This is a genomic window from Microlunatus sagamiharensis, from assembly GCF_900105785.1.
GTDB classification, from domain to species: domain Bacteria; phylum Actinomycetota; class Actinomycetes; order Propionibacteriales; family Propionibacteriaceae; genus Microlunatus; species Microlunatus sagamiharensis.
Window position 1 is genome coordinate 4,216,929 of record NZ_LT629799.1, and the last position, 26,835, is coordinate 4,243,763.

Consider the following 26,835-nt stretch of genomic DNA (forward strand, 5'->3'; position numbering starts at 1 on the left):
ACAGGGTTGTCCACAGCCTGAGGACGAGACGCACGTCACCGATCCGGAGACCGGCGGGGAGCGGTCAGCCCGGGAACTCGCCCCGGCTGCGGAGCTCGTAGCGCCGCTCGGCGTAGTCGCGGTCGTCCACCCAGAGCTGGCGCGCGGTGCGCTTGATCATGGGGATGAGCAGGGGGGCGGCGAGGTTGGCGATCTTGAAGCCCTTGCGGTCGCTGTACGCGATCGTCGCCTCCGTGATCATGGTCAGCGGCCGGCCCTCGGCGTCGACCCCGAGCGGGGTCGCGTGCGTCTCCACGACGCTGCCGGCGCCCTCGCCGTCGGTGATCGTCATCACGATCGTGCGCGGGTCGGGGCAGGTGAACTCCGCGCGCACCGGCACGCCGAAGGTCTTGTTGATCCGGAACGTCACGTCCACGACGAGGCACGCGGGCGTGCTGGCGGCGTCGTCGACGACGAGGTGGCTGAAGGCGTACGGGTGGAACCACGCGCCGTGCCACGGGTCGAGGCGGTTGGCGATCACGTCCTGCGGCTCGCAGACCGCCGGCTCGGAGATCACCGCGGCCACCGAGCCGTCGGCCGGCGGCCGGACCGGCAGCGTCGGCCGGTCGGTCGCGGCCTCGCCCTCGGTCGGCAGCCCGACCCAGATGAGGACGCCGTCGTCGTGGGTGCGGTACGGGCTCCAGGTGCGGTCGCCCTCGCGGGTGAGCGCGAGGCCGTGCCAGCGGCAGTACATCGTCCCGTCGATCACCGGGCAGCGGTCCATCAGGGCGCCGAGGTGCGGGCAGGAGCCCGGTCCGGCGACCAGTCCGCCGTGCTCGTCGCGCCAGAAGACGACCTCGCGGCCGGCGATCGTGCGCGTGACCGACTCCGTGCGCCCGACGTCGGCGCTGACGCCGGCGACGAACCAGCCGCCGCCGTTCTGCGTCTGGGAGAGGTCGAGGGACGCCCCGATGCGCGAGGGCCGGGCGAGGCGCCAGGTCTCGCTCATCTTGTCCTCGCGCGGCTGCGGGACCCGCTCGAGCGGGACGCGGGGCGGCGTGCGGCCGGCCACGGGCACGGCGGGCGGCGACGGCGGCGTACGGCGGGAGCGGGTCGGCTGGGCGGCGCGCTCGGCCTCGATCGTCACGAGAGCTCCTGGACGGGGAGGGTGGTGCGGAGGGACCGGGGCGGCCCGGCGACCAGCACCCGGCCGGTGGTCAGCGCCTTGCGCCAGGTGGGCACGCGCACGCGCTCGGTGAAGACGTCGTAGCCGGCGCGCTCGATGCGGTCGAGGATGCGGGCGTAGAGGACGCGGGCGGCCCCGACGCAGCGCGCCGAGCGCGGCGGCAGCAGCGCGATGCCGGCGTCGGCGTGGGCGTACAGCTCGCGGTTGCGCGCGATCTCGAAGGCGAGGCAGGCCCGCCACTCGGGCGTGACCTCGCGCCCGCGCGGACCGTGCAGGTCCACACCGAAGCGCCGCAGGTCCTCCTGCGGGACGTAGACCCGGCCGCGGTCGAGGTCCTCGTCGACGTCGCGGAGGAAGTTCGTCAGCTGGAAGGCGAAGCCGAGCGAGCGCGCCGGGTCCTTCGCGGCGGGCGAGGTCGGCTGGAGGACGGGCAGCATCATCTCGCCGATGACGGCGGCCGAGCCCTCCATGTAGCCGCAGAGGTCCTCCCACGTCTCGTACGAGGTCGTCGTGAGGTCCATCGCCATCGCCGCGAAGAAGCGGTCGAAGCACTCCGGGTCGATCGCGCAGACCCGCACGCTGTGCACGATGGCGGCCAGCACCGGGTCGTCGCTCCCGCCCGCGGCGAGCGCGTCGCGGAACGACTGCGCGAAGGCCTCGAGCCGGGCGGCCGTCTCCGGGTAGCCCTCGACGGGCACCGGACGGCGCGAGGCGGGGTCGGGCCCCTCCTCCTGCGGCAGGTCGACGATGTCGTCGGCCAGCCGGCACAGCGCGTAGACCGCGAAGACGTGGCGGCGCCGCTCCTTGGGCAGCAGGGCCGCACCCCAGTAGTAGGTCGTGCCGTGGCGCTTGGTCAGCCGGGCGCACTCGGCGTAGCCCTGCGCCAGCTTGGCCGCCTCGGCCGTGCCGTCGACCGGCACGGCCAGGGTCGGCGGACCTACGGGCGGACCGGCCGGGGAACCGGTGGGCACTGCCGCGCTCAACGCGTGGGGCCCGGCAGGTAGTCGGACACCCGCTTCGCCGCGAGCTTGCCCGAGATCAGGACCATCGGGACCCCGACGCCGGGGACCGTGCCGGAACCGGCGAAGAACATCCCCGGGAGGCGCTTCTCGACGTTCGGCGGGCGGAACGGACCGGTCTGGGGGAAGGTGTGGGCCAGCGCGAAGGGGGTGCCCGCGGCCATGCCCTGCTCCTTCCAGTCCAGCGGCGTCAGCAGCTCCTCGACGACCACGTCGTCGGGGTAGCCGTTCGCGCCGAGGAAGCCGTGGAGACGGTCGCGCATCCGCGGCCCCTCCTGGCGCCAGTCGATGCGCCCGGTGTCGAGGTTGGGGACCGGCTCGAGGACGTAGAGCGACGAGCAGCCCTCGGGAGCCTGGTCGGGCGCGTCGAGGGAGTGCACCGAGACCAGCCGCGACGGGTCGGGCATCAGCGTGCCGCGCTCGAGCAGGGCGTCGAAGGACTCGTCCCACTGCTCGCCGAAGTGGATGTTGTGGTGCGCGGCCTCGGGCTGCGGCATGCCCTTGACGCCGACGTGCCAGACCACGGCGGAGGGGGAGTAGTCGCCCTTGCCCGGGCGGGCGGCGCGCGGCGGGCGCAGGTCGGGCAGCAGCTGCTCGTACGCGACGGGGGTGTCGAGGGTGCAGACGACGGCGTCGGCGCGGAGGGCCTCGCCGCCGGCCAGCCGGACCCCGGCGACGCGGCCGCTGGGGGAGCGCAGGACCGACTCGACGGACGCGTCGTAGCGCAGGTTCGCGCCGGCCTTCTCCGCGGCGGCGGCGAGGGCCTGCGGCACCGCGTGCATGCCGCCCTCGGGGAAGTAGATCCCCTCGATGCTGTCCATGTACGTGATCACGGCGTAGATCGCGAGCGCCTTCTCGGGCGCCAGGCCGGCGTACATGGCCTGGAAGCTGAAGAGCTTGACCAGGCGCGGGTCGTGGAAGAAGGAGCGGACCGCGTCACCCAGCTTCCGGAACGCGCCCAGGCGCACGAGCTGCGCGGCGGCCCGCGGGCTGCGGAGCAGGTCGAGCGGGGAGTCGAAGTTCGCGTCGATGAAGTGCGGCATCTCGGCGAGGTAGAGCTTGCGCAGCCAGGTCACGAACTCCTCGAACGCGGCCGCGTCGACGCTGCCGCAGGTGTCCGCGATCTCCTGGCGCATCTCCTCGCGCGTGCCGCGGACCATGATCGTGCTGCCGTCGGCGTAGCGGGCGCGGTACGCGGGGTCGAGCCGCTTGAGCGGGCCGACCGCCGACAGGTCGGACCCGGCGGCGCGCAGGGCGTCGGAGATCAGGTCGGGCATCGTCAGGACCTTGGGGCCCGTGTCGAAGGCGAAGCCCTCGCGCCGCAGCTGCCCGCTGCGCCCGCCCGGGCCGGAGGACCGCTCGACGACGGTCACCTCGTAGCCGGCACCGGTGAGGTGGCAGGCCGCGGCCAGGCCGGCGAGGCCCGCCCCGATGACGATGACGGGGCTCAACGAGTTCTCCAGGTCCTGCCCGGAGCGCCGGTGCGCGGAGTGCTCACCGGTCCCTCCAGGCGATGAGGTGGGCCATGCCGGTCAGGCCGGCCACGCCGGCGGGGTCGAGGTCGACGCTCGCCAGGGCCGCGCTCGCAGCGCGGACGTGCTCGCTGATGCGCGCCTCGACGGCCTCGACGACACCCTGCTCGGCCAGCGCGGACTGCAGGGCCGTCACGTCGGCCGGGCTCAGCTCGGGCGTGCCGACCCGGCGCAGGACGCGGCGCGCGCTGCCGTGCAGGCGTTCCTCGGCCAGCGCCATGATCACCGTCGGCTTGCCGCTGATCAGGTCGTCGCCGGCGGGCTTGCCGGTCGAGCGGGGGTCGCCCCAGACGCCGAGCAGGTCGTCGCGGAGCGCGAAGGCCTCGCCGACCTCCTCGCCGTAGGTGAGCAGCGCGTCGCGGACCACGTCCGGCGCGCCGGCCGCCGCGGCGCCCAGCTCGAGCGGGCGCTGCACCGTGTAGCGGCCGGACTTCATCCGGGCGACGCGGCGCGCGTGGTCGAGGTCGCGGCGCCCGGCCGCGCTCCCGGTGAGGTCGCGGCTCTGGCCGTGCACGAGCTCGATGACCAGCAGCCGCCAGATCGCGCGCATCGGCCGCGGCAGCTCGGTGACCAGGTGGTCGGCCTCGGCGTGCGCGAGGTCGCCCACGAGCACGGCGATCGACTCGCCGAAGTGGCGCGCGTCGCCGCGGGCGCCGGCGTGCAGGTGGAGCTGGGCGGCGAGGGTGTGCACCGACGGCTGGCCCCGGCGGGAGTCCGACTCGTCCATGACGTCGTCGTGGATGAGGGCGAAGATGTGCAGCAGCTCGAGCGCCGCCCCGGCACGGACCACGTCGGCGGCGCCGCCGTCCACGCCCCCGTCCTGGCCGAGGTCGGCCCGGCTGCTGCCGCCGCAGGCGACCCAGCCCCAGTGCGCCATGCTCGGGCGGATCCGCTTGCCCCCGGTGCCGTTCAGCGCCTGGAGCATCTCGGGCAGGTCGTGCTCGAGCAGGATGTCGGGCGGCGACGCGGCCGGGCCCGACGGCCCGAGGGAGTACGCGAGCTCGACGCGCCAGGTGTGCACCAGGCGGCCGATCGCCTCTCGCAACGTCTGGTCGACGCGCTCGAGGTAGTCCTTCGTGAGCGCGGTCGTCGAGGCCGTCGGGAGCGCGAGCACCGTCGCGTCGTCGGGCTGCGCCACGTCGACGGCGGGCTTGCGGGATGCGGACGTCACGCGGGTCTCATACCCACGACGAGGCCTGGGCGTCCAGCAGCGGCACCTGCAGCACCGACCACGGGCTGAAGGCGAAGGGGGTCGCACGCACGGCCGCGGCCAGCGACTGCCACTCCACCCACCTCCACTCCATGACCTCGGAGCCGTTCGCGGTCACGGTCGAGCCCGGATGCGTCCGCGCCACGAAGACCGGGCAGACCTCGTTCTCCACGACCCCGCTGGCGTCGACGGCGCGGTAGGCGAAGTCGGGCAGCACGCAGGTCAGCTCGCCGACCTCGAGGCCCAGCTCGTCGACCATGCGGCGGCGCACGGCGTCGTCGAAGGACTCGCCCGGCTGCGGGTGCCCGCAGCAGGTGTTGGTCCAGACGCCGGGCCAGGTCCGCTTGTCCAGGGCGCGGCGGGTCAGGAGGACCCGGCCCTCGCCGTCGCTGACGTAGCTGGAGAAGGCGAGGTGGAGCGCCGTCTCGGAGTCGTGCACCTCGGACTTCAGCGCGGTGCCCGAGGGCTGGTGTCCAGCGTCCAGCAGGACGACCCTCTCGGGGCCGGCGGTGCCGGCGGGCCGGCTCGTGGGGGGCGCGGTCACGGGCACACCGTACCCGGCGCGCCAGCCCCCGGACCGCGCTCAGGAGGCCACGCCAGGCGGCCGCGGGCCCTAGGCTGGTCGCCCCCCATCCTGGAGACGACGTGCCGATCCGCCGAACGACGCCCCGCCCGCCCGACGGAGGCCGCCCGCTCGTCGTGCAGCAGTCCTTCCCGGACCCGCGACCGACGACGAACCCCTACATCGTCATGCTGCGCGACGCGCTCGCGGCGACGCCGGGGGTGGAGGTGCGGACCTTCACCTGGCGCCGCGCGCTGCGGGCCGACTACGACGTCTTCCACGTGCACTGGCCGGAGATCCTGGTCGAGGGTGCGTCGCCGCTGAAGGCCCTGGTGCGCCAGGCGCTCTTCGCGCTGCTCGTGCTACGGCTGCGCCTCGCGCGCATCCCCTGGGTGCGGACCCAGCACAACCTCGAGCTGCCCTCAGGGCTCTCCCGGCGCCAGCGCCTGCTGCTCACCTGGGCCGACCGCTGGACCACGCTGCGGATCGCCCTGAACTCCGACACCCCGGTCCCGCCGGGCACCCTCGCCGCCGTCGTGCCCCACGGGCACTACCAGGAGTGGTACGCCCGCCACCCCCGCGGCGAGCGCCGGCCGCGCTCGCTCGGCTTCGTCGGGCTGATCCGTCGCTACAAGAACGTCGAGGGCCTGCTGGCCGCCTTCGCCGGCGTGCCCGGTGAGGCCTCGCTCCGCGTGGCGGGCAAGCCGTCCACCGAGGAGCTCGCCTCGAGCCTGCGCACCCTCGCCGCCGCCGACCCCCGCGTCGAGCTCTCGCTCGCCTTCCTCGACGAGCCGGAGCTCGTGGAGGTCGTGTCGTCGTCGGCGCTGCTGGTGCTGCCCTACAGCCACATGCACAACTCCGGCACCGTGCTGGCCGGGCTCTCGCTGGACACCCCCGTCCTGGTCCCGGCGAACGCCGCGAACGCGGCGCTCTCGGCCGAGGTCGGCCCGGGCTGGGTGCTGCAGTACGAGGGCGACCTCGACGCGGACGACCTGGTCGCCGCCCTCGACGCCGTGGAGGCGGAGGGCCGCGCGGCCGGGCCCGACCTGTCCGCGCGCGACTGGCCGGCCGGCGCGGCCGCGCACGTCGCGGCCTACCGCGAGGCGGTGGAGGCTCGGGGCCGTCGGTAGGCCTGGTGGCGCACCCCGAGGGCGCCGCCGACCATCCCGGCACCGCGCATCGCCGTCTTGAGCCCGCGCGCCTGGTCGGTCGCGCTGCGCCGCAGCGCCCCGAGCAGCGCCCGGCCCGCCCCGAGCACGACGCGGGCCGCGCCCTGCACGACCAGCCGGGCCCGGACGAGGGGCCGGGAGCCCGCGGAGGCCGCCGCGACCGAGGTCAGGCTCCAGGTGTTGCCGTAGCTCATCGCCCGCACCAGGACGAAGCGGCGGCTGACCCGCTCGGCGGGCACGACGTCGGTCACCACGGCCTCGTCGCACCAGACGATCTGGCCGCCCCGGGCGCGCAGCTGACGGCTGAAGAGCATGTCCTCCCCGCCGCCGAGCCCGAAGGCGAGGTCGAAGGACAGCCCGAGGCGGCGCACCACGTCCAGGTCGAGGAGCAGGTTGTTCGTCGCCGCGACGTCGACGCGCGTCCCCGAGGTGAGGCGGCGACGGGTGAAGAAGCCCCCCGCGCGCACCCAGGCGTCCGGCTCCACGTCGTACGTGCTGACCACCGAGCCGACGACGGCGGCGGGCTCGTCGCGCTCGCGCTGGGCGAGCAGCAGCGACAGCCAGCGCTCGGAGGGCCGTTCGTCGTCGTCGATGAACACCAGCAGGCGTGTCCCCGCCTCGGTCAGGGCTCGGTTGCGGGCGGCCGAGATCCCCGGGACCGGCTCGTGGGCGTAGCGCACCGCGATCCCGCTCGTCCCGCCGCCCGTCGCCGTCCGGGCGAAGGCCTCGACCTGCGTCCGGGCGCCGCCACCCGGGTCGTTGTCGACCACGAGGACGCCGACCTCGTACGCGTCCCCCTGCGCCGCCGCCTGCTCGACGAGCAGCGGCAGGACGGCGTCCAGGTCGGTCGGTCGGCGGAAGGTGAGGACGGCGAGGGTGACCGTGAGCGGCCCGGCCGGTGCGGCGGCCCCGTCGGGGGCGCTCACCGGCGCTTCGAGCGCGCGACGAGCCGCGCGAGCACGGCGACGACCTCGCGCTGGTAGCGCGCGGGGGAGAAGTGGTCGAGGGCGTGGCGACGGGCCTGCTCGGCCAGCCGCGTGGCCAGCGCCTCGTCCTCGACCAGGCGTCGCAGCGCCGCGGCCATCGCCGGGGCGTCGTCGGGCTCGACGAGCAGCCCGGTCTCGCCGTCGGTGATGCTCTCGAGGTGGCCGAGCGCGCGCGACGCCACGACCGGGCGCAGCGACAGCTGGGCCTCGACCACCGCGTTGCCGAAGGGCTCGCGCAGGGAGGGCGCCAGGACGACGTCGGCCGCGGTCAGGTGCGGCCAGATCGGCTTGCAGTAGCCGGGCAGCTCCACGGCGCCCTCGAGGTCGGGCTGCCCGGCCCGCTCGCGGAGCTCGGCCTCGTACCACTCGTAGCCGGGGTAGACCGAGCCGGCGAGCTCGACGGAGACGTCGTGGCCCTCGCGGCGCAGCTCGGCGACGGCCTCGAGGGCCACGTGCGGCGCCTTGCGGGGCGACAGCCGGCCGACGACGATCGTGCGGAGCCTCGCGCCCCGGGTGGCGGGGCGCGGGTCCTCGTCGGGCTCGGGCACGCCGTTGTAGACGAGGTTGGCCCTGGCCCGCAGCCCCTCGTCCACGTCGGTGAGCGCCGAGAGGGCGGCCCTGCTGATCACCAGCAGGGCGTCGGCCAGGCGCAGCGGGGTCACGAGCAGGCGGCGCACGACCATCGAGTCGGTGTTCTCGGCCTCGTGCACGTGGCAGACCGACGGCGTCCGCGACAGCCGGGCCGCCGCCAGCCACCACGGCAGCGTGACCGTGTTGACGTAGAGCACGTCCGGACGGGTGCGGCGCAGGTAGGTGGTCAGCCGCGCCGTGGCCGACGCGGCGGACCAGGCGAGCTCGGCGAAGGCGCGGACCGACTGGTTGGCCCGGCGCACCACGGGGAAGTCGACGATCTCCACCTCGGCGCCGCGCTCGCGGATCATCGCGGCGAGCGGGCCGTCGTGCGGCATCGCGACGACCGCCCGGCCGCCCGCGCCGACGACGGCGGACAGGCTCTCCAGCATCTGCAGGTCGGACCCGTAGACGTCGGGGGAGGGGTTGGCCACGAGCACCGTGACCCCGGACAGGCTCTGCTCCGCGGTGGGCACGGCGGCTCCTTCTCAACGGGTGGTTCTCTGCGGGTGGCCCCAAGTAGGGGCGGGACCCGCTCCGGCGCGGGCTCGACCGGCGGCCGACGTGGGTCGGCGGCGCCCGGCGAGCATAGGGGAGCCGGGGATGACTGTCGTCACAACAGGGCAGGAAAGTAGGCGGCCGGGGGCAATTCTCACTACCCTTTGTGGTTCATCCGGGCAACGACGTGCACCGGGACCCCCGGTACCTGGAGGAGTGACCAGACGTGCCCCACCCCTCCGCGGCCGCCCCTGCACGCGTGCCGGAGACGACGACGGAAGCGTCGTCCGCCGCGCCGCTGTGGCGCCGCGTGCTGCTCGACCGCTTCGGTGCGCACCACCCTAGGACGGTTCGGATCCTCGGCACGCACGGGGTCCCCGCGGCGTACGGCGGCTTCGAGACCGCGGCCGAGAACGTCGCCCTCTTCCTGCGCGACGCCGGCTGGCGCGTCGTCGTCTACTGCCAGGTGCCCGGCACCGGGCCGGTGACGACCGACACCTGGCGCGGGCTCGAGCGGGTGCTGGTGCCGGTGGACCGCGACGGCTGGCTGGGCACCTCGCAGTTCGACCTGAAGACGATCGCGCACGCGGCCGCCCACGACGACATCTGCCTCACCTTCGGCTACAACACCGCCGTCTTCAACGTGGCGCAGCGCCTGCTCGGCATCCCCAACGTGATCAACATGGACGGCATCGAGTGGTCGCGTGCCCGCTGGGGCAAGCTGCGGCAGGCCATCCTCTACGTCAACGAGCGGATCGGCTGCTTCGTCGGCAACCACCTCATCGCCGACCACCCGGTGATCAACGACTACCTGCGGACGCGGGCACCGGCGCGCAAGATCACCACGGTCACCTACGGGGCGCCCACCGTGACGGAGGCGCCGACCGACGTCGTCGAGGCGTACGGGCTGGTGCCGGGCCGCTACCTCACGCTCATCGCGCGGCCGATCCCGGAGAACACCATCCTCGAGATCGTCGAGGGCTTCTCGCGGCGCGAGCGCGGCGTCGAGCTCGTGGTGCTCGGCGGCTACAAGCCCGACGAGGACGACTACCACCGCGCGGTGGTGGAGGCGGCCTCGCCCGAGGTGCGCTTCCTCGGCGGCATCTACGACCCCGCGGTCACCGCGGCGCTGCGGTTCCACAGCCTGGCCTACGTGCACGGGCACACCGTCGGCGGGACGAACCCCTCGCTGGTCGAGGCCCTGGGTGCGGGCAACCCGGTGCTGGCGCACGACAACGCCTACAACCGCTGGGTCGCCGGAGAGGCGGCGCTGTTCTTCAGCACCGCCGACGACGTGGACGCAGCGCTCGAGCGGCTCGTCGCCGACCCGGCCCTCGTGGCGCGGCTCGGCGAGGCCGCCCGCGCACGGCACGCCTCCGAGTTCACCTGGGAGCACGTCGCCGGTCAGTACGAACAGCTGCTGCTTCCTTACGTGGACCCGGCGGCACTCCCCCGAGAGGAACACCAGTGATCAGAGTCGGCCTCGTCGGCCTCGGCAAGATGGGCCTGTCCCACGTGTCGATCGTCAACGCGCACCCGGACGTGCAGGTGACCGGCATCTGCGACGCCACCGGCTACCTGCTCTCGGTGCTCGGCAAGTACACCGGGCTCCCCACCTACGACGACTTCGACAAGATGATCGCGAAGGCGGACCTCGACGCGGTCGTCATCGCGACGCCGTCGGCCATGCACGGCCCCATGGTGCGCAAGGCGCTCGAGGCCGGTCTCCACGTCTTCTGCGAGAAGCCCTTCTGCCTCGACCCCGAGGAGTCCGAGGAGCTCGCGGCGCTGGCCCGCTCGCGCGGCCTCGTGACCCAGGTCGGCTACCACTACCGCTACGTGGGCGCCTTCGCCGAGGTCAAGCGCCTCGTCGACGCCGGCGCGATCGGCAAGGTCACGCACCTGCTCGCCGAGGCGTACGGCCCGGTGGTGCTCAAGCCGCAGGGCTCGACGTGGCGCACCAAGAAGACGCTCGGCGGCGGCAGCCTCTACGACTACGCCGCGCACCCGCTGAACCTCGTGAACTGGTATGCGGGGGAGACCCGCCGCGCCGGGGGCTCGGTGCTCAAGCCGGTCTTCTCCCGCGAGACCGACGACGAGGTCTTCAGCACGCTGTTCCTCGACGACGACGTGACCGCGCAGCTGTCGATCAACTGGAGCGACGAGTCGCAGCGCAAGATGTCGACCAAGATCACCATCTGGGGGACCCAGGGCCGGATCTCGGCCGACCGCCAGGAGGTGCAGGCCTACCTGCGCGACGGTGACCTCGCACCGGCGGGCTACACGGCCGGCTGGAACGTCAAGTACACGACCGAGCTGACCGACGAGGTCTGGTTCTACGTCCGCGGCGAGGAGTACAGCGCCCAGGTCGACGCCTTCGTCTCGCGCGTCGAGGCCGGCAAGCTCGAGGGCCGCAACAACTTCGACGCCGCCGCGGTGACCGACCGCTCGATCGCCATGATCGTCGCCGACGCCTCCGGCACCCCGGCGACCGCGCGCGCCGCGGCGCTCGCCCCGTCCGGCGCCGAGCCCGAGGGCCTCGCCGGGGTGGCCGCCGGCGCCCGCACGATCGGACGCAGCGTCCGCTCCCTCTTCCGGAAGGCAGGCCGTCGGTGACGTCCACGCTCGAGACCCCCAAGCCCTTCACGATGGACCGCCTGCTCTTCGGCGACAACCAGTTCTTCGGCGTCAACCACATGTCCGAGGAGAAGGCGCGGGCCCAGGCCATGCGCTTCCAGGACATCTCTGCCGTGCAGGCCGTGCTCGACGCCGCGTACGACGAGGGCGTGCACACGTTCATGTGCACCACGCACGACCGCATCGCGCTGGTCTGCGACCACGTGCGGGCCAACCCGGACCGCTACCCGGAGATGACCTTCTTCCCCGGGATGCCGTACGCGCACAAGTACGCCAACGCGATGACCGAGGACGGGCCGCTCGGCGCGATCAAGCGCTTCCTGCCCGACGGCGGCTTCCTCGACGCGGCCATGCGCGGCACCCGGTCCCTCGCCCGCAAGGACATCGAGGGCATCGTCACGCTGCTCATCGACTCCGAGATGAAGATGTTCGCCGGGCTGCGGACCCCGGTGATCTTCCTGCAGAACGTGGTCGTCGACCTGCTCCTCGGGCTCGGCTTCGACGACGCCTTCCGCATCTTCGACGAGCACGTCCGGGGCCGCTACGGCGCCGAGCCGGGCTACATCACCATGAACACGCCGAAGCTGCTCGACGTGCTCGAGCGCCTCGGCCTGGAGAACCCGGTCATCTGCTCGAACATCAACAAGGTCGGCTTCCGGATGAGCGGCGGCATCGAGGGCTACCAGCAGCTCCTCGCCACCCGGCAGTTCCGGGCGATCGCGATGTCGGTCTTCGCCTCCGGCGCCATCCCGCCGGCCGAGGCCATCGAGTGGGTCTGCGAGCAGCCGAACATCGAGTCGATCGTCTTCGGCGCCTCCAGCCGGGCGAACATCGCGTCGACGAAGCGGCTGGTCGACCAGTACTGGCCGACGGCCTGACCGGGCGGGGGGACCGTCGTGCCGCCGGCCCGCGAGGGAGAGCGGCCGGCGCCGCAGGGCCCCTCGCTTCAGTTCCGGATCCGGCCCAGGGCCGGGTCGCCTCCGCTATGATCTTGGACGGATCGACGTGGACGTCGACTGTTCCTGCGGGGGAATTTCGTAGTACGGGAGCATCTTCGTGAGCGTTGGCTACCTGCCTCACAGCTTTGACCTCTTCAACGTCGCGCACCTGCACCTGGTCGCGTCGGCGCGCGAGCGCTGCGAGCGCCTGGTCCTCGGGGTCCTCGACGACGACGAGGTGCGCGCGCGCACCGGCCGGCCGGCTGTCGTGCCCCTCGCCGAGCGCCTCGAGATCGCCTCGGCCGTGCGGGGCGTCGACGAGGTCGTGGTCCACGCCGCCGGCCAGGTGCCGGACGGCGCCGTCGTCCTGGTCGCCGAGGACGAGGCCGAGGGGTGGCCGGGCAGCACCGCCCTGCCGGCCCCGCGGCGCAGCGCGAGCGCCGTCCTGGGCCACGCCCTGCGCAGCGTGCAGTCCGAGGCCGTCGCGTGACGAGCACCGTCGCCGGCGAGGACACGGGCTTCGCGGCCTCGTACCGCCGGCTCCGCGACGCGCAGAAGACCTCGTTCGGCGCACCGCTCTACTCGCTGCTGGTCAACCGGCCCCTCGGCCGGGTCTTCGCCGCCGCCGCGTACCAGGTCGGGGCCACCCCCAACCAGGTCACCGCGGTCGGCTCCGTGTTCACCTACGCCGGCATCCTGCTCGTGGCCCTGCTGGCCCCGGCCTGGTGGGTCGGCGTCCTGGTCGCCGCCCTGCTGGTCCTGGGCTACGCGCTCGACTCCGCCGACGGCCAGCTCGCCCGCCTGCGCGGCGGCGGCAGCGTGGCCGGCGAGTGGCTGGACCACATGTTCGACGCCGGCAAGGTCGCGAGCCTGCACCTGGCCGTGCTGATCGGGTGGTACCGCTTCCTGCCCGAGCGTGCCGAGGGCTGGCTGCTCGTGCCGATCGCCTTCAGCATCGCGGGCGTCGTGCTCTTCTTCGGCCAGCTGCTCAACGAGCAGCTCCTCCGTGTGCACCGCCTCAAGGCCGGCCTGCCGACCCCGCCGAAGCAGGGCGCGAGCCCGCTGCGGAGCCTCGGCAAGCTGCCGACCGACTACGGCCTGCTCTGCGCCTGCTTCCTGCTGCTCGGCCTCCCGACCGTATTCGCGGTCGTGTACGGGCTGCTGGCCGCGGCCACCGTGGGCCTCCTCGCGCTCAGCGTCGTGAAGTGGTTCCGCGAGATGAAGGCCCTCGAGCCGGAGGGCGTCCGATGAGCGAGGGACCCGGCGTGCTCGGCTACGTCCCCGGCGCCTGGGACATGTTCCACATCGGGCACCTCAACATCCTCAAGCGCTCCCGCGAGCGCTGCGACCGGCTGGTCGTCGGCGTCGTCACCGACGAGGCCCTCTTCGCCGCCAAGGGCAAGCACCCGGTCATCCCCTTCGAGGAGCGCTGCGAGGTCGTCGCGGGCATGGCCATCGTCGACGAGGTCGTGCCGGACTTCTCCAGCGACAAGCTCGAGGTGTGGGGCCGCGTCGGCTTCGACGTCCTCTTCAAGGGCGACGACTGGCGGGGCACGCCCAAGGGCGACAAGCTCGAGCGCGACATGGCGAGCGTCGGGGTCGAGGTCAGCTACTTCCCCTACACGGCCCACACCTCGAGCACCCTGCTGAGGCAGCTCCTGGCCGAACGCTAGGAGCTCGACGGGCCCACGGGGGGCGAGGCAAGCGGAGGCCGCAAGGAAGGGCGAGGGTGACGAGGTTCGGGGCGCGACGGGGCGCCGTGGTCGTGGTGACGCTCGTCGTCGCCGCCCTCCTCGTCGTCGGGCTCGTCGTGCTCGGGCTGCGCACCCCGGGCGGGAGCGAGCCGGCGTCGCCGGTCGACCGTGGCACGTCGTCGACCGTGGCCGCCGACTCCTTCTCGCGCGAGGTGAAGGACGGCTGGGGCACCGCCGACCAGGGCGGGGAGTGGCGCAGCACGGCCGGCGGCACCTTCTCGGTCGGTGACGGCTCGGGGTCGGTCGCCCTCGCGCCGGGAGCCGGCGCCCGCGTCAACCTCAGCACCGTGCAGCCGGTCGACCTCCGCGTCTCGGTCGACTTCACCGCCCCGGACCCCGCCGCGACCGGAGGAGGTGCGTACAGCGCCGTGGAGCTGCGGAGCAGCAGCGGGTTCTTCTACCGCTGCGTGCTGCGACTCTCCGGCGGCACGGCCTTCTTGTCCATCTCCCGTCAGGACGGCGGAGCGAAGCAGGTCCGCCCGCTGTCTCCGGAGCGCAAGGTCGCGACGAACGTCAAGGCGGGGCAGGTCTTCCACGTCGTCTGCCGCGCGACCGGGTCGGGACCGGTAGAGGTCGCGGCCGCTGCGGCCCGCGGTGCGGCGCCGCGGGAGTGGCAGGTCCGGGCCACCGACGACTCGGCCTCCGCGCTCGTCGCGGGCGGTCAGACGACCCTGTGGTCGTACCTGTCCGGGAGCTCTCGCGCGAGACAGGTCTTGCTCTACGACAACCTGGACGTCGTCGCGCTGGCGAAGGGCCAGACCGACGGCCCTCCGTCCGCTGCCGAATCGTCCCGTGCAGGGTCAACGTCCGGTTCTGCCCCGGCTACGGGGCCCGCGCCCTCGGCGCCCGGAGCGGCTACCGGTTTCGTGCGCCCAGCGCGGGTGGGGTCGACGAGCGTGGGCGGAACCCGGTACCCGGTTCCCGACGACGCGCTCGTCGTCGCCCCCCGCCCGTCCGGCGGCGTCTACACCAGCATCGCCCGAGCGGTCGCGGCCGCCCCGGACGGCGCCACCGTGGTGGTGCGCGAGGGCAGCTACCACGAGTCGCTCGTGCTGCCCCGGGAGAAGCGCGTCACCGTGCAGGCCTGGCCCGGCGAGGAGGTCTGGCTCGACGGCAGCAGCCGGGTCTCCGGCTGGCGCAAGGCCGGCAGCGCGTGGGTGGTCGACGGCTGGGAGCACCGCTTCGACGCGAGCCCCACCTACACCCAGGGGGCACCCGAGGACCCGCGCCCGGGGTGGACGTTCGTCGACCCGGCGCACCCGATGGCAGCCCACCCCGACCAGCTGTGGCTCGACGGCACCGCTCAGCGCCAGGTCGGGTCGCGGGCCGAGGTCACCGGTGGCACCTTCTTCGTCGACCAGCCCGCGCGCCAGCTCGTCATGGGCTCCAGCCCCACCGGTCGCGCCGTCCGCGCGAGCACCCTGGCGACCGCGGTGACGGTGGTGGGCGAGGGCGACGTCCTGCGCGGCATCGGCGTCCGCCGCTACGCGACCTCGGTGTGGCAGCTCGGTGCCGTCCTGGTCGCAGCTCGCGACGTTCGCGTCACGGACCTCGTGACCCAGGACAACGCCACCACGGGGCTCTCGGTGATCAACGACGACGTCACCCTCCAGAGGGTGACCGCTCAGGGCAACGGCCTGATGGGCATCCACGCCGACGGTGCCGACGGCCTGCGGGCGTCCGGCCTGCTCGTGAGTGACAACAACGTCGAGCGGTTCAACCGGGCACCTTCCGCAGGAGGCATGAAGGTGACGCAGTCCGCCGACGTCCGGTTGACCGGAAGTCGGTTCACCAAGAACCTCGGCCACGGTTTCTGGTGCGACATGAGCTGCACCGGGCTCCGGCTCAGCGGGTCGGAGCTCGACTCCAACACCGGTTCGGGCGCGGTGGTCGAGATCTCCAGCGACATCGACGTGGTGGGCAACTCCCTTCGGCGCAACCGTTTGGACGGGCTCTGGCTGATCGACAGCGACCGCGTCGATGTCGAGGGGAACGTGGTCCTCGACAACGGGCGCTCTGGCTTCCGGCTCGCGATGGACGAACGGTGGCGCACCTCCGACGGGGAGCTGCCATGGCTTCTACGAGACATCAGCGTCCGCGCCAACGTGGTGCGGCAGCCCGACGCCGGGTGCGCGGTGTGCCTCGAGGACCAGACCGGCCTCCTGGACCCGTCGCACACGTCCGTGGCCCTGAGCGGGAACGTGTACCAGCGGAGCCGATCGAACGTGGTGCTCGCGCGGTGGGCGGGCCCGGACCGCGAGCCGATCGACATCCCTGACCTACCGGCCTTCCGAGCCGTCGGGCAGGACGGCGGGAGCGTGGAGCTCGACGCCGGCGTCCCCGTCGTCGACGCGAGGGGCAGCGTCTCGAAGGAAGCCGCTGCCGCGTTGAGCCGAGCCGCGCGACGGGTCGGCGAGGGCGAACGCGAGCACCTGCAGGGCGGGTGCCCTGCGGCGGACCTGCAGAGCTGCTGAGCTCCGGGTCGGACAGGTAGTCCGGCACCGGAATCTGCGGCGGTGACGCAGCCTCCCCGGCGAGCGTGAGCAGCGCCCCCTCGTGGCCGCCGGGACGAGCGCCGCGGAGCGTGGCTCACGTCTCGCGACGGAGATCCGCAGCGTGACGCGGCCCCGCCGCGCAGATGGGATCATCGAGCGGTGTCTGCTCCGCCCCCCGTGACCCCGCCTGACCCCGAGGTCGAGGTGATCACCGAGTCGATCACGTCGACCCCGGTCGACCGAGGTCAGCTCGGACGTCGGGCGGCGCGTGGAGCACTGGTGACCGTCGGGGCGCAGGGCGTCAAGATCGTCCTCCAGGTCCTCGGCGTCGTCGTCCTCGCCCGGCTGCTGAGCCCGGGGGACTACGGGCTGGTCGCCATGGTGACGGCGATCATCGGCGTGGCGGAGATCTTCCGAGACTTCGGCCTCTCCTCGGCGGCGGTCCAGGCGAAGACGTTGTCGAAGGCGCAGCGCGACAACCTCTTCTGGATCAACACCGGCGCCGGCGGGTTCCTCACGGTGGTCGTGTTCTTCGGGGCGCCCCTCGTTGCGCTGCTCTACGGCCGGGACGAGCTCGTCGGGCTCACCCAGGTCCTCGCGTTCATCTTCGTGCTCAACGGGATGGGCACGCAGTTCCGGGCGGACCTCGACCGGCGCATGAAGTTCGGCAACCTGGCTGTCGTCGACGTGGTGGCCCCTGCCCTGGCGCTCGGCGTAGCGATCGTGGCGGCGCTGGAAGGAGCCGGGTTCTGGGCACTGGCCGTCCAGCAGATCGCGACGGCCGTCGTGCTGCTCACAGGGAACGCCATCTCGGCCGGGTGGCTGCCCGGGCGACCCAGGCGAGCGCCGATGAAGCCGCTCTTCAACTTCGGGTGGCAGCTCGCCGGGTCGCAGTTCATCGGCTACCTGGGCAACAACATCGACTCCCTGACCATCGGGCTCCGTTTCGACGCGACCGCCCTCGGGCTCTACAACCGAGCCTTCCAGCTGCTGATGACACCCCTGGGCCAGCTCCGGGCTCCGACGACGAAGGTCGCGCTCCCCGTCCTCTCCCGGCTGCGTGAGGACAAGTCGGCCTCCGACCGCTACATCCAACGTGGTCAGGCGGCCCTGGGACTCACCCTGGTGGCCGGCCTGGGACTGGTCATCGGCGCCGCCCAGCCCATCGCCGAGGTGTTCCTGGGGTCGCAGTGGACCGACGTGGTCCCCATCCTGCGGTTGCTGGCGGCGGCGGGCGCCTTCCAGTCGCTCGCGTACGTCGGCCTGTGGATCTACATGTCGCACGGTCTGACGAAGGAGCTTCTGCAGTACACCCTCATCTCCGTCACGATCAAGGTGGCGTGCATCCTCACCGGCAGTCTCTGGGGCGTGGTCGGCGTCGCGTGGGGCTACGCGCTGGCTCCGGCGCTCGCCTGGCCGTTGTCGTTCTGGTGGCTGTCCCGCAAGTCCTTCGTGGACGTGAAGCCCCTGTTCATCGGGGCGGGACGGGTGATGCTCCTGACGACGCTCCTGGCGGCCGGATCATGGTGGGCGACGTGGCTGTCCCGCGACCTCCCGGCCTGGGCCCAGCTGCTGGTGGCGACGGGGGCTGCGGGCGTCGTCTACGCCCTCGTGGTCCTCGTGCTGGCTCCGTTGCGCCGAGACGTGCTCAGCGTGGTCGCCATCGCCCGTACCGCGTCTCGTCGCTCCGCCCGCTGATCGCCGTACTCCTGCTGCGACCGGTGCACGAGGGCGGGAGGCACCCAGGGCGTCCGACGACCGAGTCGTCGGACGCCCTGGGGAGAACGATCAGGAGGCGGTCTGCTCGGCGGCCGGGCGGGGTTCCCAGTTCACGGCGGGGGCGACACGCTTTCCCGCCGGCTTGGCCTCAGGACCGGTACCGGTGCTCGGCAGGTCGCGGCCCTTCACGTCGTTGAGCACCACCCCGAGGACCCGCATCCCGGCCAGGTCGGCCGAGGAGAGAGCGGCGTCGAGCTGCTGCCGCTGAACCCTTCCGGCGCCGGCGACGACCAGGAAGCCGTCCACCAGGTCAGCGAGGTCGGTGGGATCGGCCGACGTCAGGATGGCGGGCGTGTCCAGGACGACGAACTCGTACTCGGCGCGCAGGCGCTGCAGCAGCTCGCCGAACTCCCGCGACCCGAGAACCGTGGTCGGGCTGGCCACGGGCGTCGCCGGGATCACGGCCAGCCTTCCGTTGTGCTGGACCTCGGTCAGGACGGTGGGGTTGTCGAGCGCCGCGACGAGGCCGTCGTCCGCCTTGGTCCCGGTGAGACGGTCGACGATCGGGCTTCGCAGGTCGAGGTCGACGAGCACCGTGCGGTGCCCGATCTCGGCGAGCGCCGCTGCCAGGTTCGCGGCGACGGTCGAGCGGCCCTCGCGGCGCACGGCAGAGGTGACACCAAGGACAGTGCCGCTCGCGGCCGTCGTCTGGACCCGCTGCTCCACGGCGGCGCGGAGACGCCGGATCTCATCGGCGCTGAGGTGGGCCGCGGGGGAGGCTTCGGGGATCACCATCCCGCCACCGATCGCCTTCGTGGTCCGCAGGGTCCCGAGCAGGGGCTGGTCGGTGACCTCGGCAAGCGCAGCGGGCGTACGGACCTTCCGGTCGAGCCGGTCGGCGGCGAGCACCAGGACGCAGGCGACCAGCAGCCCGGCGAGCAGGCCCAGGGCCGCGTCCCGGCGCTTGTTCGGCGATGACTGCACGTTCGGCGCGGTCGCCGCCTGGATGGACTGCACGGCGACGAGCGCAGAACCGTCGGAGAGCTTGGGCGCGACGTTGCCGACCGACACCGAGAGCTGGCGGGCGATGGCGTTCGCGATGGTGGCCGCGCGAGCCGGGTCGGAGGAGTCCACGTCGATGGTCATGACGACCGTGTTCCGAGGCGTGGTGACCGTCACGCTGCGCGCCAGCTGGCGGGCGTTCACCCCGAGCCCGAGCGAGTCGATGACCGGGTTGAGCACGGCCGGCGAGGTGGCGAGCTCGCCGTAGGACGCCATCTGGTCCTGCAGGTAGTTGGACCCCAGCGAGAGCTCCGAGGCCGAGCGTCCGGTGGTGATGGCGAAGTACTCGGTCGCCGTCGCCGTGTACAGGGGCGTGGCGCGGGACGACACCGCGAATGCTGCCGCTCCACCGAGGAGCGTCAGGACGACGATGAAGACCGCGGCGCGGATCAGCAGCTTGCCGATGTCCCGGAGCGTCAGCTGCGCGCGTTCGTGGCTGGACTGGTCAGGCATGAGCTCTTTCTTCTCTCGCTACAGGGACGTGATGGTCGAGATCGGCACCCGGGCCCGGGCGAGCGGTGGCGCTCTTCAGCGCCTGGCTGCCCACCGCCAGGCCGACGGTGAACCAGGCGACCGCGGCGTACTGGGTGATGAAGGCGACCGTGAGGAGGGCAGGGATCTGCGCGACCGCGACGATGGTGGCGATGGAGGCGCGGCCTCGCAGGATCGTGACGACACCACCGATCGCGACCAGGAGGACGACTCCCAGCACGACCCAGCCGAAGATCAGCCCGATCAGGAGCAGTGCGTTGTCGACCGACCCGAACTCGCCCACGGAGACCTCGCTCGTTGTCGAGACCGAGAAGCTCCCGCTCAGGCCCAGCGGCTTCATCGTCCTGACGAGCTGGAGCAGGTCCGCGCGGTAGAGCGCGCTGCCTTCCGCCTCGTTCGAGGTGTCGAACACCCCGATGATCGGGCCGGCGGCGAGAGCCGCTGTCGCGGAGAGGAGCACGAGGACGACCACGCGGTACGTGCGGCTCAGCGGTCCTCGCAGGAACAGGCAGACGAGCACGATCGACACGAGCGCCGTGAGCATCGCGCTGCGGCTGAAGCTCACCACGACGCCCGCCAGGCACAGGCCGGCCAGAGCCGTCTTGAGCGCCGGCCGGAAGCGGCTGCCGAGCACGAGGCAGGCTGCGACCGCGAGGGTGATCCCGAGCGCGATGGCATGGCCGAAGGCACCCTCGGCCCGGATGACGTCGCCTCGAGCCTGCAACGAGCCCCAGCGGGCGAAGGTCGCGGAGTTGTTGCCGAGGAAGGTGATGAAGAGGTTCCGCCCGGTGGCGAACTCGACCAGCGCGACCACGCTGGCTGCGGCCCCGAAGACGCCGAAGGCTCCGTAGATCCAGGCCTGGTCGACCACGTGGACGATCAGGCGGCCGAGCGCGTACGCGACCCCCCAGACGACCAGGAGGTCGAAGGTCGCGCTCCGAGTCGTCAGCTTGAGGGCGTAGAGACTGACGACGGCGACCACCACGCCGAGGAGCACGACGTCGGCCACCGTCGGTCGGATGGCGAGAGGCGTCGGCAGCAGGCTGAGCGTGGCCAGGAGCCCGACGATGACGAACGCCGGGAAGTAGGCGAACACGGTCTGCCCGATCCACACCGGGATGAAGAAGATCCCGATGAGCCACGCCACCATCGCCACCTTCGGCGAACGACGCAGGAAGGCGAAGAGCAGGATCAGCAGCATGCCGCCGACCACGGCGAGGAGGAGGCCGTCGAGGCTGAGCTCACCCATGGCGCACTGCCCCTTCCGGACGGACGTCGAACCCCGTGGTCCGGGCCTGCGCGGCAGTGGTCGAGCCCGGCTGGCTCGTGGTCGTCGCTGGGCGCTTGCGAGCCGTTCAGGGCCACACAGTAGTTCAAGCGGGCCCCGGAGAGGCGAATTCAGCGGTTCCCCCGGGGCCGGTCCCCGTGCCACGTAGTTACGCGCTTTGGCTGAAGACTCGTCGAACGTCACGTATATTTTTCACCGAGTCTCCGGGGATGGGGCTCGGGGGAGGCCCCAGGGGTGGGGCCATTAGTTTTCGGGGAACACATGACTGTCACGTCATCTCGTCCTGCCCGCTTGCTCGCGGGCCTGGTCTCGTCGGCGCTGCTGGCCGCAGGCCTCGTCGTCGCCGGAGGCGCCGCGCCAGCCGCCGCCGCCACCGCCGCGACCGATCCGACCTACAACGTGGTCGACCGGCCGGACGCCGGCGTCACCGCCGACGCACTGCCCACGGTGCAGATCGACGGCGTCGTCTGGGACACCGCGATCGCCGGGGACACCGTCTACGCGGGCGGCCAGTTCGCCAACGCGCGTCCCGCCGGCTCGGCCGCAGGCACCAACCAGACCCCGCGCAGCAACCTGCTGTCCTTCAACATCCGCACGGGCGTGATGGACGCCGGCTTCGCGCCGACGGTGAACGGGCGCATCCGGGCCATGGCGCTGTCGCCTGACAAGTCGCGCCTCTACATCGCCGGCGCCTTCACCGAGGTGAACGGCAAGACGCGCAGCCGGGTCGCCGCCTTCAACACCGCGGACGGCTCGCTCGTCTCGACCTTCGCCCCGACCATGGGCTCCGACGTCTTCTCGGTCGTCGTCACCAAGTCGGCGGTCTACCTGGGCGGCTGGTTCACCAGCGCCAACGGGGTGGCCCGCAACCGTCTCGCCGCGGTCGACCCCACGACCGGGGCCACGCTCGGTTGGGCGCCGACGGCTGACTCGACGGTCAACACCATGGCGCTCAGCCCCGACGGCACCCGCGTGATCGTCGGAGGCATCTTCAGCAAGCTCAACGGCGCGACCGCCCCCGGCATCGGCTCGATCGACGCGGCGAACGGCAGCTCGTACCCGTTCGCGGTCAACCAGACCGTGCAGAACTACGGGAACTCGGCAGGCATCTACTCGGTCAAGACCGACAGCACCAACGTGTACGCGTCCGCCTACTGGTTCGGCGGGACCGGCAACTTCGAGGGCCAGCTCGTCGCCGACCCGTACACGGGGGCGATCAAGTCCATGGCCGACTGCCACGGCGACACCTACGACTCCACGGTGTCCAACGGCATCCTCTACACCGTCAGCCACCACCACGACTGCAGCAACATCAACGCCTTCCCCGACACGAACCCACGTAACCGCTGGAAGCGGGCGAACGCCTTCACGCTCGACGCCACGACGACGGTCGGGCACAACACGGCGGGCGGTTACTACGACTTCTACGGCCAGCCGGCCCCGTCGGTGATCAACTGGTTCCCCGACGTCGCGGCCGGCTCCTACACCGGCCAGGCGCAGGGCGGCTGGACCACGGAGTCGACGAACGAGTACGTCGTCGAGGGCGGTGAGTTCCCCTCGGTGAACAACGTCGCGCAGCAGGGCCTCGTCCGGTTCGCGATCCCGAGCCTGGCGACGAACAAGCAGGGCCCGCGCGTCAGCGCGACCGACTCCGCCCCCAAGCTCCGCGGGCTGTCGGGCACCAGCGTCCGCGTCTCCTGGCCGTCCAACTGGGACCGCGACGACATGTCGCTGACCTACAAGCTCTACCGCTCCGACAAGGGCTCGGCGCCGGTCTTCACGCAGACGAAGCCGGCAGAGTTCTGGAACCTCCCGACCCAGGTCTTCACCGACACCGGGCTCACGCCGGGCGCGACCTACGGCTACTACGTCACCGCGACCGACCCCAAGGGCAACACCCTCAAGAGCGCGACGACCACCATCACGACCGGTACCGACGTCGTCGACCAGAGCGCGTACGCCCAGGCCGTCGTGAACGACGGGGCCAACCACTACTGGCGCCTCGACGAGAAGGCCGGCCAGACCGTGAGCACCGACTGGGCGGGCGGCAACGACCTCCTGCTCGGGAGCGGCGTGGCCAACGGCACCGCGGGTGCCGTGAACGGCTCCCCGGACACCGCGGCCACCTTCGACGGGACCGCCAACGGCACCGCCGGCCAGACCTCCAGCGAGGTCGCCCCGCAGGTCTTCAGCGCGGAGGCGTGGTTCAAGACCACGTCGACCTCCGGCGGCAAGATCCTCGGCTTCGGCGACAGCCAGCTGGGCAACAGCGGCGGCTACGACCGGCACGTGTACCTCGACAACGCCGGTCACCTGACCTTCGGCGTCTACCCGGGCTCCGTGCGCAGCGTCACCAGCGGCGGGACCTACAACGACGGGGCCTGGCACCAGGTCGTGGTGTCGCTCTCCGACGGGGGCATGAAGCTCTACGTCGACGGCCTCCTGGAGGGCGCCGACCAGGGGACCACGAGCGGCCAGGCCTTCAACGGCTACTGGCGCGTGGGCGGTGACAACCTCGGCGGCTGGCCGTCGACGGGGTCGAGCCAGAACGTCGCCGGCGCGATCGACGACGTGTCGACCTACCCGACGGCGCTGACCGCGGCGCAGGTGCGCAACCATTACACCTCGACCGGTCGGACGCTGAACCTGCCGTCCTCGCCCGACGACGCGTACGGCCAGAAGGTCTACGCCGACAACCCGACGCTGTTCTGGCGGCTCAACGAGCAGCCGGGCTCGACGACCGTCGCCGACTCCTCGCAGGGGCGCACCCCGGGCGTGGCCTCGAACGGCGTGACCTTCGGCGCGGCAACCACGGTGGCGCCGGGCACCGCCGGGGCCTTCGACGGCAACGACGACACGCTCGCCTCCTCGCGGCAGTTCACCAACCCGCGCAGCTACTCCGAGGAGGTCTGGTTCAACACCACGACCACCCGCGGCGGCAAGCTCATCGGGTTCGGTGACCTGCAGTCCGGGGGCTCGAACAACTACGACCGGCACGTCTACATGGAGAACTCGGGCCAGCTGACCTTCGGGGTGTGGACCGGGCAGACGAACCTCGTCACCTCCCCGAAGTCGTACAACGACGGTGCCTGGCACCAGATGGTGGCGACGCAGAACACCACCGACGGCATGAAGCTCTACGTCGACGGTGCCCTGGTCGGGACCAACGGCCAGACCGACGCCCAGAGCTACACCGGCTACTGGCGGGTGGGTGGCGACACCGCCTGGGGCGGCGACAGCTCGTTCTTCAACGGTCGCCTCGACGAGGCGGCGGTCTACCCCTACGCCCTGAGCCTGACGCAGGTGCAGAGCCACTACTTCGCCTCCGACGCCTCGGCCAACGCGGCTCCGACCGCGGCCTTCACCTCGTCGTGCACCCAGCTCGCGTGCTACTTCGACGGCTCGGGCAGCAGCGACCCCGACGGCACGGTCGCGTCGTGGGCCTGGGACTTCGGCGACGGCAAGACCGCGACCGGCGCGACGGCCCCGCACGACTACATGGACGCCGGCACCTACACCGTCAAGCTGACGGTGACGGACAACAACGGCAAGAGCACCTCGACCAGCCAGCCGGTCCTGGTGACTGCGCCGCCGCCCAACCAGGCGCCCGTCGCGGCCTTCACGAGCAGCTGCACCGAGCGCGCCTGCGCCTTCGACTCGACGACCAGCTCCGACCCGGACGGCACCGTCTCGGGCTGGGCCTGGGACTTCGGGGACGGCTCGGTCTCGACCGACCAGAACCCGAACCACACCTACGCGACCAACGGCACGTTCACGGTCAGCCTGACCGTCAGCGACGACCTCGGCGCCTCGAACAAGGTCACGCACACCGTGACGGTGTCGGCGACCAATGCGGCCCCGGTGGCGAAGATCAGCACCAAGGTGACTGACCTCTCGGTGGCGGTGGACGGCAGCGGCTCGTCCGACGCGGACGGCACGGTGGCCTCGTACGGCTGGGACTACGGGGACGGCAAGACCGGCTCCGGCAAGACCGACAGCCACACGTACGCGGCGGCGGGCACCTACACGGTGACGCTGACGGTGACCGACGACCAGGGCGCGACGGGTTCGGTGACCGCGTCGGTCACGGTGACGGCGCCGCCGGCGGACAGCTCGGTGGTGGCCGCGGACGGCTTCGGTCGGACGGGTTCTCGTTGGGGGACCGCGGACACCGGTGGCGCTTGGACCGACTCGGGCGCGTCGTTCTTCTCGACCGACGGCAGCAAGGGAGTCATCACGACCAAGAGCGGTTCGGGTCCGGTGGCGTCGCTGAACTCGGTGTCGGTCCTCGACAGCTCGACGACGGTGCAGTTCTCGCTCGACAAGCTGCCGAACGGCACGTCCAGCGGTGGGTACTACTTCACCCTCGGGTCGCGCAAGCAGGGCACGTCGATGTACCGGCTGAAGACTCGTGTCACGCCGGCGGGCGGGGTGCAGCTGATCACCTACGAGGTGGTCTCCGGTACTGAGACGACGTTGAAGACCCAGACGATCAGCGGTCTGACCTACACGCCGGGCGATGTGCTCAACATGCGCTTCGACATCAGTGGTACCGGCACGACGACGCTCGCGGGCAAGGTGTGGCGCGCCGGGACGCAGGAGCCGGCGAGTGCGCAGCTGACTGGGACCAGCACCCGCTCGGAGCTGCAGTCGGCGGGTAGCCCGGAGGTCAAGGGTTACCTGGCCTCCAGCTCGACCGCGGTGCCGGTGGCCTCGGTCGACAACTACAAGGTCACCAGCGGCACCACGACGACGCCTCCGGTGGCGAACGTGAAGCCGGTGGCGAAGATCAGCACCAAGGTGACTGACCTCTCGGTGGCGGTGGACGGCAGCGGCTCGTCCGACGCGGACGGCACGGTGGCCTCGTACGGCTGGGACTACGGGGACGGCAAGACCGGCTCCGGCAAGACCGACAGCCACACGTACGCGGCGGCGGGCACCTACACGGTGACGCTGACGGTGACCGACGACCAGGGCGCGACGGGTTCGGTGACCGCGTCGGTCACGGTGACGGCGCCGCCGGCGGACAGCTCGGTGGTGGCCGCGGACGGCTTCGGTCGGACGGGTTCTCGTTGGGGGACCGCGGACACCGGTGGCGCTTGGACCGACTCGGGCGCGTCGTTCTTCTCGACCGACGGCAGCAAGGGAGTCATCACGACCAAGAGCGGTTCGGGTCCGGTGGCGTCGCTGAACTCGGTGTCGGTCCTCGACAGCTCGACGACGGTGCAGTTCTCGCTCGACAAGCTGCCGAACGGCACGTCCAGCGGTGGGTACTACTTCACCCTCGGGTCGCGCAAGCAGGGCACGTCGATGTACCGGCTGAAGACTCGTGTCACGCCGGCGGGCGGGGTGCAGCTGATCACCTACGAGGTGGTCTCCGGTACTGAGACGACGTTGAAGACCCAGACGATCAGCGGTCTGACCTACACGCCGGGCGATGTGCTCAACATGCGCTTCGACATCAGTGGTACCGGCACGACGACGCTCGCGGGCAAGGTGTGGCGCGCCGGGACGCAGGAGCCGGCGAGTGCGCAGCTGACTGGGACCAGCACCCGCTCGGAGCTGCAGTCGGCGGGTAGCCCGGAGGTCAAGGGTTACCTGGCCTCCAGCTCGACCGCGGTGCCGGTGGCCTCGGTCGACAACTACAAGGTCACGCGCAACTGACGCACGGACGCCAGG

At 72.2% G+C, this 26,835-nt stretch carries 19 protein-coding genes; 10 read left to right on the plus strand and 9 right to left on the minus strand.

The window, feature by feature from the left end; all coding sequences use genetic code 11:
- Positions 1 to 64 precede the first annotated feature (64 nt).
- The 5 genes from BLU42_RS19560 to idi are packed head-to-tail and all read right to left on the minus strand — an operon-like array spanning position 65 to position 5,470.
- A complete protein-coding gene (locus BLU42_RS19560) occupies positions 65 to 1,126 on the minus strand; it encodes a DUF5914 domain-containing protein (protein WP_197680533.1) in 1,062 nt (353 codons plus the stop codon).
- Positions 1,123 to 2,085 (minus strand): phytoene/squalene synthase family protein, encoded by a 963-nt coding sequence (locus BLU42_RS19565; RefSeq protein ID WP_231918346.1) that lies wholly within the window; start codon positions 2,083 to 2,085, stop codon positions 1,123 to 1,125. Before BLU42_RS19565 ends, BLU42_RS19560 begins: the two co-directional genes overlap by 4 nt.
- A 59-nt stretch (positions 2,086 to 2,144) precedes the next feature.
- Positions 2,145 to 3,635, minus strand: a complete 1,491-nt coding sequence (gene crtI / locus BLU42_RS19570) for a phytoene desaturase family protein (protein ID WP_091078484.1) — start codon at positions 3,633 to 3,635, stop codon at positions 2,145 to 2,147.
- A 43-nt stretch (positions 3,636 to 3,678) separates the two neighbouring features.
- On the minus strand, positions 3,679 to 4,887 hold the full coding sequence (locus BLU42_RS19575; protein WP_091078488.1) for a polyprenyl synthetase family protein: 1,209 nt from the start codon (positions 4,885 to 4,887) through the stop codon (positions 3,679 to 3,681).
- A gap of 7 nt (positions 4,888 to 4,894) precedes the next feature.
- A complete protein-coding gene (gene idi / locus BLU42_RS19580) occupies positions 4,895 to 5,470 on the minus strand; it encodes an isopentenyl-diphosphate Delta-isomerase (RefSeq protein WP_091078492.1) in 576 nt (191 codons plus the stop codon).
- Positions 5,471 to 5,571: 101 nt separating this feature from the next.
- On the opposite strand from idi, the gene BLU42_RS19585 reads away from it, so the two are divergent.
- On the plus strand, positions 5,572 to 6,618 hold the full coding sequence (locus BLU42_RS19585) for a glycosyltransferase family protein (protein WP_197680535.1): 1,047 nt from the start codon (positions 5,572 to 5,574) through the stop codon (positions 6,616 to 6,618).
- Here BLU42_RS19585 and BLU42_RS19590 read toward each other — a convergent pair.
- Both BLU42_RS19590 and BLU42_RS19595 read right to left on the minus strand, forming a co-directional pair.
- Entirely contained in the window at positions 6,582 to 7,583 is a 1,002-nt protein-coding gene (locus BLU42_RS19590) for a glycosyltransferase family 2 protein (RefSeq protein ID WP_091078497.1), read from the minus strand. The two genes, BLU42_RS19585 and BLU42_RS19590, sit on opposite strands and share 37 nt — an antisense overlap.
- Positions 7,580 to 8,749 (minus strand): glycosyltransferase family 4 protein, encoded by a 1,170-nt coding sequence (locus BLU42_RS19595; RefSeq protein WP_197680536.1) that lies wholly within the window; start codon positions 8,747 to 8,749, stop codon positions 7,580 to 7,582. Before BLU42_RS19595 ends, BLU42_RS19590 begins: the two co-directional genes overlap by 4 nt.
- Before the next feature lie 248 nt (positions 8,750 to 8,997).
- Between BLU42_RS19595 and BLU42_RS19600 the strand changes: the two genes are divergently transcribed.
- The 8 genes from BLU42_RS19600 to BLU42_RS19635 all read left to right on the plus strand — a co-directional run bounded on the left by BLU42_RS19600 (position 8,998) and on the right by BLU42_RS19635 (position 18,293).
- Entirely contained in the window at positions 8,998 to 10,242 is a 1,245-nt protein-coding gene (locus BLU42_RS19600) for a DUF1972 domain-containing protein (RefSeq protein ID WP_231918347.1), read from the plus strand.
- On the plus strand, positions 10,239 to 11,387 hold the full coding sequence (locus BLU42_RS19605) for a Gfo/Idh/MocA family protein (protein ID WP_091078500.1): 1,149 nt from the start codon (positions 10,239 to 10,241) through the stop codon (positions 11,385 to 11,387). The genes BLU42_RS19600 and BLU42_RS19605 overlap by 4 nt, the downstream gene beginning before the upstream one ends.
- Entirely contained in the window at positions 11,384 to 12,286 is a 903-nt protein-coding gene (locus tag BLU42_RS19610; RefSeq protein ID WP_197680537.1) for a hypothetical protein, read from the plus strand. The genes BLU42_RS19605 and BLU42_RS19610 overlap by 4 nt, the downstream gene beginning before the upstream one ends.
- 178 nt (positions 12,287 to 12,464) lie before the next feature.
- Entirely contained in the window at positions 12,465 to 12,836 is a 372-nt protein-coding gene (locus BLU42_RS19615; RefSeq protein WP_157720104.1) for a hypothetical protein, read from the plus strand.
- Complete coding sequence (locus tag BLU42_RS19620) at positions 12,833 to 13,597, plus strand: CDP-alcohol phosphatidyltransferase family protein (RefSeq protein WP_091078507.1); 765 nt, start codon at positions 12,833 to 12,835, stop codon at positions 13,595 to 13,597. Before BLU42_RS19615 ends, BLU42_RS19620 begins: the two co-directional genes overlap by 4 nt.
- A complete protein-coding gene (locus BLU42_RS19625) occupies positions 13,594 to 14,019 on the plus strand; it encodes an adenylyltransferase/cytidyltransferase family protein (protein ID WP_091078510.1) in 426 nt (141 codons plus the stop codon). The genes BLU42_RS19620 and BLU42_RS19625 overlap by 4 nt, the downstream gene beginning before the upstream one ends.
- Positions 14,020 to 14,075: 56 nt before the next feature.
- Complete coding sequence (locus BLU42_RS19630) at positions 14,076 to 16,574, plus strand: right-handed parallel beta-helix repeat-containing protein (RefSeq protein ID WP_157720105.1); 2,499 nt, start codon at positions 14,076 to 14,078, stop codon at positions 16,572 to 16,574.
- A 198-nt stretch (positions 16,575 to 16,772) separates the two neighbouring features.
- Positions 16,773 to 18,293, plus strand: coding sequence for a lipopolysaccharide biosynthesis protein (locus BLU42_RS19635; RefSeq protein WP_231918348.1), 1,521 nt, complete (start codon positions 16,773 to 16,775; stop codon positions 18,291 to 18,293).
- A 90-nt stretch (positions 18,294 to 18,383) separates the two neighbouring features.
- On the opposite strand, the gene BLU42_RS19640 is transcribed toward BLU42_RS19635, so the two are convergent.
- Positions 18,384 to 19,829 carry a polysaccharide biosynthesis tyrosine autokinase gene (locus BLU42_RS19640; protein ID WP_091078518.1) on the minus strand — a complete coding sequence of 482 codons (1,446 nt, stop codon included), beginning with the start codon at positions 19,827 to 19,829 and terminating at the stop codon, positions 18,384 to 18,386.
- On the minus strand, positions 19,822 to 21,117 hold the full coding sequence (locus BLU42_RS19645) for a hypothetical protein (RefSeq protein WP_091078521.1): 1,296 nt from the start codon (positions 21,115 to 21,117) through the stop codon (positions 19,822 to 19,824). Before BLU42_RS19645 ends, BLU42_RS19640 begins: the two co-directional genes overlap by 8 nt.
- A gap of 330 nt (positions 21,118 to 21,447) precedes the next feature.
- On the opposite strand from BLU42_RS19645, the gene BLU42_RS19650 reads away from it, so the two are divergent.
- Positions 21,448 to 26,820, plus strand: a complete 5,373-nt coding sequence (locus tag BLU42_RS19650; protein WP_197680538.1) for a PKD domain-containing protein — start codon at positions 21,448 to 21,450, stop codon at positions 26,818 to 26,820.
- Positions 26,821 to 26,835 lie beyond the last annotated feature (15 nt).

Bases quoted from the DNA above. Each gene is read 5' to 3' on its own strand.
- BLU42_RS19625 (WP_091078510.1), top strand. From the start codon at position 13,594: ATGAGCGAGGGACCCGGCGTGCTCGGCTACGTCCCCGGCGCCTGGGAC.
- BLU42_RS19640 (WP_091078518.1), bottom strand. From the start codon at position 19,829: ATGCCTGACCAGTCCAGCCACGAACGCGCGCAGCTGACGCTCCGGGAC.
- BLU42_RS19645 (WP_091078521.1), bottom strand. From the start codon at position 21,117: ATGGGTGAGCTCAGCCTCGACGGCCTCCTCCTCGCCGTGGTCGGCGGC.